This window comes from Mesorhizobium sp. B2-6-2, assembly GCF_006440615.1.
Lineage (GTDB): Bacteria > Pseudomonadota > Alphaproteobacteria > Rhizobiales > Rhizobiaceae > Mesorhizobium.
Genome location: NZ_VFUG01000036.1, coordinates 1 through 10,955 on the forward strand (window position 1 = coordinate 1; position 10,955 = coordinate 10,955).

Here is a 10,955-nt window from a genome sequence, read left to right on the forward strand (position 1 = left end):
GCGCAAAGAGGCTCACCGGCGACGCCTGGGAGAAGCGGCTAATTGCAGTGCGACGTGCAGTCGAAAATATCTGAGATACTGCACGTGCTTGGGTGGCCGAGGAACCTCGCTCGCGGCCCTCTCGGGCCTGCTGCAGATGCCCTATTGCAACGACTACGCGGGACGAGGGCCTTTCGATGAACCCGCGGGTCCCGATGCGAAGCTTCGGCCCGCTGGCGCGGCGTGGCGGTATGCGAGGACATCGGTGCGATATGTTCCGGAAACGCCCGGCCTGCGGATGGCACCCCGGGCACGGACCGCGGCAGCTTTTCCTTCTCGGGCTACTGTGAGCACCAGAGCGGCCACGTCGTCGTGCAGCTCGATCCGTATGCCGTCAGGCCTGCGGTCAGTGCACTCTCCCCGGCCGAAAAATTCGGCGCGTCCACTCGTAAGATTCTCCGCTCGTTGAATACAGCGATGCAGAAATCGACGCGCTGCTCGCAGCCGGCAATGCGTAGCTATCGCTGGTGAGTTCGCAGTATTGTGCCCGCGTAACCCCGGAGAAGTTACCATTCTCCATTAGCGCGGTAGAATCTGAATTCGAGATGGCTTCAATCTGCAAACAACATTTGAATTAGCGACGCTCGCAGAAATAGTGTGTTGGACCTCTAAGTAAGTCGTGAATTCGTTGCAAAACTTGCGACCTACTCGGATATTTAGGAGCAGCACAAAGGACCCCCTCCCTGTCTCTCACTGGTCGCCGAGCTATGGTCTCCGCTGCGGCCTCCGGTATTGGTCGTGTTATCGCCGAGGCACTTGCGAAAGCTGGGGCTCCGGTAGAGGTGTGCGATGTTGATCAACAGAAGATTGCAGAGATGAGCCACCGACATCCCGCCATTGGCGCGACACGTTGTGATCTTGCCGAAGCGACCGATACTGAGCGCTTCTTCGAAGCTGCAGCCGAGCGGATGGATGGGATCGACATTGGAAACCAACGTTGGCGGTCAATTTCACCAGCCATTTTTGCTTGCGACCAGGAACAGTTCGCGCTCGCCTCGCAGACCAAGGCCGAGGCGGTGCAGAAGGCTGGCAGTTCAAGGATGAGATCGTCGCCGTCACCATCAAGGGCAAGAAGGGCGACACGATCGTCGACCAGGACGAATATATCCTCATGGCGCCGTCATCGACGCCATGACTAACCTGAAGCCGGCTCTCGACAAGGACGGCACGGTGACGCGGCCAATGCGTCCGGCATCAATGACGGCGCCGGCGCGCTGCTGATGACCGAGGCAGAAGCCACCAGGCCGCGGCATCGCCCGGCTGGTCCGCATCGCTGCCGGGGCGACTGCCGGCGTCGATCCGGCGATAATGGGCCCCGGACCTATTCCCGCCTCGAGGCGGGCGCCGGAGAAGGCCGGCTGGTCGGTCAAGGACCTCGACCTCGTAGAGGCCACGAGGCTTTCGCCGCGCAGGCCCGCGCCGTCTACAAAAGCATGGCCTGGGATCCACAATCGTTAACGTTGATGGCAGCCATCGCCATCAGCCACTCGATTGGCGCCTCCGGTGCCCGCGTGTTCAACACGCTGTCTACGAAATGCGCCGGCGCGGCGCGAAAGAGGGCCTGGCGACGCTCTGCATCGGCGGGGGCATGGGCGTCTCTATGTGCGTGGAACGAATATCGCGGAGCCAAGCAAAAGCGATGCACCGCCAACTTCGCCTCTGTCATGTGTCGCTTGAGCTCTCTTTCGGCAGCAGCGACGTGCGAGTAGAGTGTGAGCACGCAATATCGGCGGCACTGTAATCTTCTAACATTACAAGAGATTGGGCAAATAGATGGATGCGACCTGTAAATTCGCAACAATGGTGACCGACGATCTTATTGACGGATATGGGCACATGAATATGGTGCACTATCTGGCAGCGTTCAGTAAAGCTGCGGATGTACGGCTCGACACTGCCATACGTCTAAATGCGAATGGTTCGATGCTCTCTGGCCTCGTCACCGCCGAGGCGCGGATCGCTTACAAGAAAGAAGCGATGCGCGGCGACAATTTGGTCCTTACTACTTGGATAGCCGACATAGACGAAAAGCGAGTCCATGTCGCGCAAACCATGGTACGTGCCGACGGAGCGTTACTGTCGACAGCTGAACAGCTTTTCCTGAATTTCAACCTGCTATCGCGGCGCGTGGAACCATTCCTGCCCGATGTGCTGGCCGACCTTAGAGGCGGTGTTGAGGCGGACAATGGTAAATTCGATCCGGGCATTGTCAGTCGCCGAATGGGCATATCGAGAATAGTATGAATTTACCTGACCTTCGTCAGTCCGTGTCGGTGGCAACTTCTGCGTGTACGTTAGGCGGCGGATTCTGGGTGTCCACCGTCCCGTTGGCAGGCGTGATGATGCCTCGAAGGCGCGTATCACCAGTGGAGGAGGGATCCACCGGAAAGTCTGAATAGCGGCTTGGTTGGGTAACTGGCCGGGACGAAGCCTCGTGACAAAGACCGCCCCGGGCGGTCGAGCAATCCAGCGTGCCGTAACGTGAGTAAAGCCTGAGCAGGCCTCGAAAGAGTCAATGCAGACTCCGACCCATCTCTCGCTCGGGGAAGGCTGTGCGGACAGGGAAGCAATCGACATAGGCACCTGTCCGGTCTGCCGGGTATTGGGCACGGCACGTTGGAAAGGTGATGCTGGTAATCGAAGGGAGGCCCGTTCGGCATGAGGGTGGCGGCCTCAACCTCCGGGCGGCGGTGCCGGCGGGAGTCGGAAACGGTCGTCCGGCCGTTGAAGCCGGGTAATGCCAGCGGAGCGAAGGACCCTGACTTCTGGTGTGCTTTCGAAGGTGGTGGGGAGGGGTGATTGGCGACAAGCATGGAAACGCCGAAATGACCAGGTATCTGCAGAGGAAGCTGTATCGTAAGGCGAAGGCGGAGCCCCTTTACCGCTTCTACGTGCTCTACGACAAGATCTGCCGTGAAGACATGCTGCGCCATGCCTATGCGCTTACCCGCGCCAATGCGGGTTCGCCGGGCGTGAACGGCGTGACCTTTGCGCAGATCGAGGCGGAGGGTGTAACAAGGGGCCGCGGCTAGAAGTGCGTGTTCGGCTGAACCAGCTTTTGCTCGGTTGGTCGACCTACTTCAGCTACGACACCCGAGCGCCGGCCTATGATGCCGTTGACCGGTAATGTGTATGACCGCGTGAGCAAGTGCCATCGGCATAAGCTGCAAGGGTGCGGCGCGAAACAGCTCTCGCGGACCACATCTCCGAGAAACTGGGCGTGGTGTGTCTTCGTCGGCAGCGCGTATCGCCGCCGTGGGCCTTACGATGAGGCCAGTGGGAAGCTGGATGCGGGAGATCCGATGTCCGGTTTGATGAGCAGCGACTGGAAACGGAGCGACGGTCCGGACTGCGGCACCGGCAAAAGGCGGTTGTGTGAGTTCCGCAAAATGAGGCGGCCATGAAGCTGGTCATGCGGCTTGACGCAGCGCGAGCTTCTTGTGCTCGCGCAGGTCGTCCATGTTGATGAAGCGGTTGGCCTCCATCCAGTTTTCGTTGGTCTCGACGGCCAGTGCCCTGACGAGGCGCAGGCAGCGCTGTGAGTTTGGAAAGATGCGTACGACATAGGTGCGCCGGCGGATTTCCTCATTGAGCCGTTCAAGCATGTTCGTGCTCTTGAGATGCTTGTGATGCTGGCGCGGCAGACAAAAGAAGGTCAGCGTGCGCTCGATGGTCTCCTCCACCCAGGTCGTCAGCCTTGGATAGCGGCCCGACCATTTGGACAGCCATGCGGCGAGATCGGCCTTGGCCTCGGCGAGATCGCGCCGGTCATAGAGCCAGCGCAACTCCTGCAGGCAATCGTCGCCATGCTTTCTCGGTAGGTGATCGAGCGCGTTCCTGAGGAAGTGCACGTAGCAGCGCTGCCAGGCGGCTTCCGGGATCACCTCGCCGATCGCGGCCACCAGGCCGGCATGATCGTCGGACACGACCAGCTCGAGCCCTTGAGGCCGCGCGCCTTCAGGGCGACGAGGAAATCCCTCCAGGCCGAGCGGCTCGCGATTGGCCATCTCGACGGCCAGGATCTGGCGCCGCCCATCCCAGTCGATGCCGACCGCGATCAGCACCGCCTGGCTCATGACGATGCCGGCTTCGCGTACCTTCTTGTAGCGAGCATCGAGGATGAGGTAGGCAAAAGGCTCTTGAAGCAGGCGCTCGGCAAACGCCTTCAAACTCTCGTCCAGGCGTTTGTTGATGGCCGAGATCGACGAGGCCGAGAAAGCATGGCCGCACAGCTCTTCTGTGATCGCCTTGACCTTCCGGGTCGAAACGCCCTGCACATACATCTCCGCAAGCGTGGCCACCAAGGCCCGCTCCGAACGCTGGTAACGCTCGAAAAGCTCGGTGGAGAAGCGGCCGGCCCGGTCCTGCGGAACCCGCAGCTCAAGCTTGCCGATGACAAGGGTACGGCCATAGAACCCGAGCGGCAGCCCAGCCGCTCCGGTGTGCGCTCGCTCTTCAAAGCACCCAGCGCCTCGTCCATCTCGGCCCCGAGCACCTCCTGCATCACGGCGCGGATCACCTCGTGCAATCCATCCGGGTTCGAAAGCAGAATGTCTTTGACGGCAGCGCTGGCGGTCTTACTTTCTGTCTTGGTCATGGTGGCGTTCCTTCCAGGGAATCGGTGACGTTGAACATCACCAGCCTTCCCTCTCTCAGCGAATTTGCAGAACCCTCAGCACACTACCCACAAGGCGAAAGCCGTCGGCCAACGGCAACTCCCCGGAACCCACCGCCACCGCGCCAGTCGTTGACTCCTCATTCGATTGTGGCGAAAGCTTCTATACCCTGCTGCGCTGGTATCGCGATGGGGTCATTGTCGAGCGCAACCTGCCGGTGCTCTCGACTTAGTCGACTGTGAACAATCTTGATCGCTAAGCGGCAAGCTGCTTCGGCCGGTTCAGGAACGCGGCGATCAAGAGCCACAAAAGTTGCTTCAGCCACCTGAGCAGGAGGGAGAAGTTGTAACCGGCTGCGGCCAGGATGGCGTTGATCGCATCGCCTTGGATGTGAGCGAGTTAATTGCGGCCATTCTGTGTTCGTTCTTGATGTGGCCAATCACCGGCTCGATCGCGGAGCGGCGGCGCATTTGGCGCTTGATGGCCGGTGTCACGCGGCGCTTTTGACCAGCGGTGAAGACCCTGAACTTATGACTTTGCGGCGCATTGTGGCCGCGATAGCCGGCGTCGGCGAGAACGCGGCTGATCTCGTTGCCGATGGTCTTTTCCATGTCAGGGATGATCGATGAGCGTGTGGCCGTCATAGGGATTGCCGGGCAGCGCTTTTGCATGTAGGGCGAACTGGCCACCCTTTGAGCGGTTCAGTGTGGTGGCCACCGGCACCTTCACCCGAACTCGTAGGGCGCGTGCGCCTTGCCCTTGCCGATGCATTCCACCTCGTGCGCATGCAGGCTGTAGATCTTGCGGCCGCGCTGGCGCTGCTCGAGAACGGTGGAGGCCTGGTAGAGCGACCATTTGAAAAGCGCGTCCAGCTTCGCGTCGCCGGCGATCTGACGGGAGATGTCGCGGACGGTGCGCCCCACATACGTCCTGAGCCTGCGCAGGGCCTTGTTGGCCCGCTTGAATTGCTTGGCGTGGGCGTAGCGCTGATACATGATCAGCGCCTGTTTGCCGACCCGGACATAGGACTGACGCAGGTCGAGCCGCGTCTTCTTCGCCAGCCGCACCAGCCGCTCGCGGGCCCGGTGGATGAGCTTGGCGTTGGTCGGGAACAGGCTGCACGGTCGTGTCCACGATCACTTGGCGCGTGTCGGTCGGCTTCATCGCCCTGTTCTTGACCGCAATGCTGAGGCTTTCTTGCAAGCGCGACGATCCGCTCCTCGCCCATGCGGCTGCGCCAGCGCGTCATCGACGAGCGGTCGAACGGCAGGTTGTGGCGGAAGAACTCCTCGCCGGACAGACACTGGAAATACAGGTTCTCGATCCAGCGGACGCACAGCGCCTCGTCCGACAGGTTGAAGGTGTGCTTGAGGATGGCGAGCCCCGCTATTAGCCGGGTCGGCATCGGCAGCATGCCGGGACCGTTCGAATAGACCGCACCGAAGCGCGCCTCTCTGCTCAAGGCGAGCGCGGAACAGATCCTGTTCTCCAGTCTCACGCCGCTCGCGTGGTCTGCCCATCGCCTAGCTCCGATTCACTGCGATGAAAGCGGCGAATCGCGCTTCGCCAGGCGGCGAAATCGCAAACTGGAATTGCAAGAAACTACCCACAAACTGGCCGTTACCTGCAATTCGGAAGCTGAAAAGTAGACTATTCCTATGCGATATCAGCGGCTTCGGTATTCTTCACGGCCGACGACTTACCTCGGGCACGCACACGTCACCGACACCTACTGGGATCTCACCGAAACGCCAGAGTTACTGCAGTGCGCCCTACTGCGAGTGGAGCCATCTGAGCGGGGAGACCGGGATGAAGAGCGCCAGCACATTTCCCACACTGCTGGAGAGGTTCTTCATGGACCGGCTCATGCGACAGTGACAGGTGAGTCCTCACACGCTTGTGAGCTATTCTGAGCAAGGCGTTGACGTTGCCTGATCTGGAGCCCCCCTTCCGCGTGCTCGCGATGCCGACCAAGCGCTATTTGCGGCGACCAATTGAGAGCACACCTCCAGGACATCTGAGCAGAACGCGCTTTTCAAATACATCGGGGCTCTAGCATATCCAGAACCGCATTTAGCTGTCCGGGAGTGAGTCTGCAAGCGATTAGTGGTATCGCAGGAGATAATCGCCCCCAAGTTGGTGTCCTCTCCAAACAAGCGCTTCGCTGCCGGGGCTGGCGACAAGCGATTTACTTAAACAAAACACTGCAACCGGTCAATTTCCTTCGCCGTTGTCGAATACTGCTTTCCGCATGACCTCATTCCGCCATGAGCAGTTCGTGGGTTGCCAACTGGTCTCGGTGGGGGGCATCTTTCGGTGTATCGCAAATGAACATCTCGAAACGCGATGGGATACCCACACATTTTATGTTGGTCGTGCCGCCGTGTGGCTCGATATCATCGGTAACATCATACCTAGCGTTAGATCTTGACACGCTTGGCATGACCACGGGTCATCTTGTTGTCCCCAAAGTCCCACTATGGGTCATCGAATGACAAGATATCGTGAGGTGTTCCCAATTTTGGACCGCCCGGCTGGAGGATTTCCGGGCTGCCAAGACGCTTCCAGCCATCTAACTTCCAGATGGGTCTGATATTGATTATATTCTTGCTACCTCATGGGCCGAGGGGCTTTGGTTAGCATATAGGCGACGGCATGGAGGAGTGAGCGCTCGCGGCTGCTTCAGCCATGGTGATTGGCTATAGCGGCCCGTCGCTTCTGTATGAGCGGTACCGCCGAGTCTCATGCATCATATCAACCTCAAAGGGGAATGTACTATGAATAAGATTGTGACAATTATCACAGCGGCATCATTGTCCATCGCGTCGGTCGTTTACAGTACCTCGGTGTATGCCGGAGAGGTGCTGCAGCGTGTTCTCAATACGAAGACGCTCAGGGTTGCGGTTGGCACTGATTGGGGAGCAATGTCTTCCCTGAATGCGAACCACGAATTAGAGGGCTATGACATCGACGTCGCCAAAGGCGTCGCTAAATCCCTTGGTGTTAACGTTGAATTTGTCACGCCGGGGTGGGACATCATAGCCGCAGGCAACTGGCAGGGCCGTTGGGATATTAGCATGGGTCAAATGACCCCTACTAAAACCAGAGCTGAAAAATTCGACTATTCCACCACTTACTTCTATGAAAAAGCGGCTGTCATTGTTCACAATGACAGTAAGGCGTCTACACTTTCCGATCTAAATGGAAAGATCGTCGGCGTTTCCGCTGGAACCCTGGCCGAGGACTATGTAAACCAAAACTTTAAGTGGGATTGGATTGGCGCTCGGCCCGAGGATTACAAATTCAAGGCCGGTGAAGTGAAGGTTTATACCTCAACGGGTGTTGCGTTGGATGATCTCCGGCTAGGCGATGGTACCCGTCTTCATGCAATTCTTACTGACGGAACTCTCGCGGAAAGAGCAATCAAATCTGGCTACCCCTTCAAGGTGCTTGGGAGTCTCTTTGCCACGCCTGCTGCCATCCCTATGATGAAAGGCGACAAGGAGTTCAGCGAGAAGGTCTCAGCCGCCCTAAAGAGCATGAAGGATGACGGCACGCTCTCGACTCTGTCGATCAAATGGTACGGGTCGGACCACTCTGTCGAGAATTAGCAAGTTGGTGAAAGTTACGCGGCTCGGGTCAGCCCGAGCCGCCTTGTTGGAGGATGTCCCATGCTTTACCAGGATACGGTGGAATCCGAGGTCCTTGTCCATAGACCGTGGTTTGTTGCCTCGATCTTTGGCGTCGTCTTCGCGATTTGTCTCATGTTCAACCTTGTGGGCACAACCTTCGGCGAGCTTATGCGGCCTGTCATCGGCGACCCTCTGCAGAGTGGCGTCTATGGGCGTTTCGCAATCGCTTTCGTGATTGGGGTCACGTTCTGCCTAAACATCGTGCTAATCGGTTTTGCCCCCTTGAAGGCCCAGATTGGCATTGTGTGGATCGAGCTGCTGACTCTCTTCCTGGCCTTCTTCAAAGCGTTCAACCTTAGTCTGCCCTTCATCTGGGAAAATCTGCCATACCTGATTACGCAGGGTGTGGTGACGACGATCTATGTTTCAGCAGTTTCACTTGTTTGCGCATCAGTCATCGCCATCATTGCAGCGATTGCTAAACTTTCAAGCAACGGCTTCGCCTACGCTATCGCCAGCTTCTACACATCCTTTTTTCGTGGCCTGCCGCTTCTCATACAGATTTACCTGATTTACCTCGGGCTGCCGCAGCTGGGCATTGTCATCAATGCCGTTCCTTCGGGGATATTGGCGCTGTCGCTTTGCGTCGGCGCATATATGACTGAAATTTTCCGCGCCGGTATCCAAAGCATCGATCGCGGCCAATGGGAAGCTTCACGATCCATTGGTTTCGGCTTCGGTCTAACCATGCGCAGGATCATCCTGCCTCAGGCGCTGCCTGTCATCATTCCTCCAATGGGAAACACGTTCATCTCAATGCTGAAAGACAGCTCGCTTGTCTCGGTCCTCGGAGTGTGGGAGCTAACGTTCCTTGCTCGCACCATCGGCCAGCCAACCTTCCATCACATGGAGATGCTGATAACAGCCGCAATGATTTATTGGATCATGTCTGCCTGCCTCGAAGTGGCTCAATCGCGACTCGAGCGTCACTATGCAAGGAGCAAAGCACGATGACTGCTGGCCTCAAAAGTCACTTGAAGGGCCTCGATAGCGGCGATTCCTCGCAAGCGATTGGCAATGTGCTGCGCGAATCACTTTCATCCCAGGAGTCATTCAGTCAGAAGCACGGGTCAATGAGTGCTGACATAATTATCGAAGCCACGAATGTCTCCAAATGGTACGGCACCTTCAGAGCATTAACTGATGTCAATCTAACCGTCCGCAAAGGCGAACGCATCGTCATCTGCGGTCCCTCCGGATCCGGGAAGTCGACGCTCATCCGCTGCTTCAACCGGCTCGAAGCGCATCAGAAGGGCGAGATCACCGTCAACGGGATCAGATTGCACAACAAAATGCGCAACGTGACCGAAGTTCGCAAGAATGTCGGGATGGTGTTCCAGCACTTCAATCTCTTCCCCCATATGACCGTGCTGATGAACTGCATGGCCGGTCCCATGTGGATCAAGGGCGTGCCCGAAGCCCAGGCCAAAAAGACCGCGCTGAAATTTCTGGAGCGGGTGCGAATTCCAGAACAGGCGAACAAATACCCGGTTCAGCTGTCCGGCGGACAGCAGCAGCGTGTTGCGATTGCCCGTTCGCTGTGCATGGAACCCGCGGTCATGCTGTTCGACGAACCGACGTCGGCGCTCGATCCGGAAATGGTCTCCGAAGTGCTGGACACTATGACCAGTTTGGCAAGCGACGGCATGACCATGGTCTGCGTCACCCACGAGATGGGGTTTGCTCGCGCCGTCGCAGACCGGGTAATATTTATGGATTGGGGCCAAATCGTTGAAGAGGGCAATCCCAACGACTTCTTCACCAACCCCCAGCACGAACGCACCAAGCTATTTCTTAGCCAGATCCTGAGACATTGAAGGGTCTCGGCTGACACTCGTTGGTCTTGGTGCCACAGCTAACTAGGTAGCGGCAAGGGCGATCAGCGTAAGCGCCAAGCTGACCCCATCTGGCGCGGCTTGAGGTGATGAGCGATAGATAGTGACACTGAATGAGCTGAGGAGCTTGCAATGTCAATTTCTATGTCTGCGCCTATGCCGGATGACAGAAGCTTCCATGTCCTTGAGGCGGTTGCGAGCCGGCTGGACGCAAGTCCGCGGCGGCGCTGGTCGGCGGAAGCGTACGCAACCGGTGAAGAACGCAGACGTGCGTATCCGGCGGCCATGAGGACCTTAGCACTGCGGTGCTGGCGTCAAGTTTTTGATGGGGAGATGCGATGATATTCTTCGAGGAGGAGTTTAACCTCCTCGATGCCTTCATCGGTGAAGGCTAAGATCCCGTCGTCATCGTTGGTGCCGTACACCCAGATGACGCCGTCCTCCGGCTCGAGACCGAGGGTCAGTTCGTGGATGAGCGCTTCGCTGACGCCGAGGTCGCTGGCGACAAGTTCGACGGTGTAGACGTGGTGCACCTTATTGCGCTGCATGTTCAGGCCGCCGCTGGTTGGGTCCGCAGTTTTGCGGATCTCCAATTCCACGGCAGCAAATCATCGATCCAATGTGCCGGATAGGCGGGCAGTCGGGCGAGGATGTCGGCGAGCCAGGCCTGAGGGTCGACGTCATTCAACTTAGCGCTTTATGCCGACCGCCGAACTATGCCGAGCCTCTTCCGATCATGGCGGTATGACGCGCTTTGCCTGCCATTTCGACCA

General features: G+C 58.1%; 7 protein-coding genes and 5 pseudogenes. 7 read left to right on the top strand and 5 right to left on the bottom strand.

Features of this window, described 5'->3' with window-relative positions; translation table 11 throughout:
- Positions 1-746: 746 nt before the first annotated feature.
- The 4 genes and pseudogenes from FJ419_RS30350 to FJ419_RS30365 form a co-directional block, all read left to right on the top strand.
- A pseudogene (locus tag FJ419_RS30350) lies at positions 747-956 on the top strand (SDR family NAD(P)-dependent oxidoreductase); the annotation flags it as partial.
- A gap of 54 nt (positions 957-1,010) precedes the next feature.
- A pseudogene (locus tag FJ419_RS30355) lies at positions 1,011-1,657 on the top strand (acetyl-CoA C-acetyltransferase); the annotation flags it as partial.
- A gap of 155 nt (positions 1,658-1,812) precedes the next feature.
- Positions 1,813-2,283 (top strand): thioesterase family protein, encoded by a 471-nt coding sequence (locus FJ419_RS30360; RefSeq protein WP_084016180.1) that lies wholly within the window; start codon positions 1,813-1,815, stop codon positions 2,281-2,283.
- Positions 2,284-2,864: 581 nt separating this feature from the next.
- Positions 2,865-3,071: a hypothetical protein gene (locus FJ419_RS30365; protein ID WP_224656014.1), complete on the top strand. Its 207-nt coding sequence runs from the start codon at positions 2,865-2,867 to the stop codon at positions 3,069-3,071.
- Positions 3,072-3,449: 378 nt separating this feature from the next.
- Here the strand turns inward: FJ419_RS30365 and FJ419_RS30370 are convergent, their stop codons facing one another.
- The 3 genes and pseudogenes from FJ419_RS30370 to FJ419_RS30375 all read right to left on the bottom strand — a co-directional run bounded on the left by FJ419_RS30370 (position 3,450) and on the right by FJ419_RS30375 (position 6,175).
- Positions 3,450-4,568: an IS256 family transposase gene (locus tag FJ419_RS30370; RefSeq protein WP_084016182.1), complete on the bottom strand. Its 1,119-nt coding sequence runs from the start codon at positions 4,566-4,568 to the stop codon at positions 3,450-3,452.
- Positions 4,508-4,636, bottom strand: a pseudogene (locus tag FJ419_RS31375) (IS256 family transposase); the annotation flags it as partial. The pseudogene FJ419_RS31375 and the gene FJ419_RS30370, both read right to left, overlap by 61 nt.
- Positions 4,637-4,910: 274 nt before the next feature.
- Positions 4,911-6,175, bottom strand: a pseudogene (locus tag FJ419_RS30375) (IS5 family transposase).
- Between the two features lie 1,257 nt (positions 6,176-7,432).
- Here FJ419_RS30375 and FJ419_RS30385 point away from each other — a divergent pair.
- From FJ419_RS30385 to FJ419_RS30395, 3 genes are all read left to right on the top strand, one after another.
- On the top strand, positions 7,433-8,266 hold the full coding sequence (locus FJ419_RS30385) for a transporter substrate-binding domain-containing protein (RefSeq protein WP_064995250.1): 834 nt from the start codon (positions 7,433-7,435) through the stop codon (positions 8,264-8,266).
- Between the two features lie 60 nt (positions 8,267-8,326).
- On the top strand, positions 8,327-9,301 hold the full coding sequence (locus tag FJ419_RS30390; RefSeq protein WP_064995246.1) for an amino acid ABC transporter permease: 975 nt from the start codon (positions 8,327-8,329) through the stop codon (positions 9,299-9,301).
- Between the two features lie 119 nt (positions 9,302-9,420).
- Positions 9,421-10,164: an amino acid ABC transporter ATP-binding protein gene (locus tag FJ419_RS30395; protein WP_064995251.1), complete on the top strand. Its 744-nt coding sequence runs from the start codon at positions 9,421-9,423 to the stop codon at positions 10,162-10,164.
- A gap of 332 nt (positions 10,165-10,496) precedes the next feature.
- Here FJ419_RS30395 and FJ419_RS30400 read toward each other — a convergent pair whose 3' ends face one another.
- Both FJ419_RS30400 and FJ419_RS30405 read right to left on the bottom strand, forming a co-directional pair.
- The gene (locus tag FJ419_RS30400; protein WP_224656013.1) at positions 10,497-10,781 is read right to left on the bottom strand and encodes a hypothetical protein; all 285 of its coding nucleotides are present in this window, start codon (positions 10,779-10,781) and stop codon (positions 10,497-10,499) included.
- Positions 10,733-10,879 (bottom strand): annotated as a pseudogene (locus FJ419_RS30405) (transposase domain-containing protein); the annotation flags it as partial. The pseudogene FJ419_RS30405 and the gene FJ419_RS30400, both read right to left, overlap by 49 nt.
- Positions 10,880-10,955 lie beyond the last annotated feature (76 nt).

Bases quoted from the DNA above. Each gene is read 5' to 3' on its own strand.
- FJ419_RS30360 (WP_084016180.1), top strand. From the start codon at position 1,813: ATGGATGCGACCTGTAAATTCGCAACAATGGTGACCGACGATCTTATT.
- FJ419_RS30365 (WP_224656014.1), top strand. From the start codon at position 2,865: ATGACCAGGTATCTGCAGAGGAAGCTGTATCGTAAGGCGAAGGCGGAG.
- FJ419_RS30385 (WP_064995250.1), top strand. From the start codon at position 7,433: ATGAATAAGATTGTGACAATTATCACAGCGGCATCATTGTCCATCGCG.
- FJ419_RS30390 (WP_064995246.1), top strand. From the start codon at position 8,327: ATGCTTTACCAGGATACGGTGGAATCCGAGGTCCTTGTCCATAGACCG.
- FJ419_RS30395 (WP_064995251.1), top strand. From the start codon at position 9,421: ATGAGTGCTGACATAATTATCGAAGCCACGAATGTCTCCAAATGGTAC.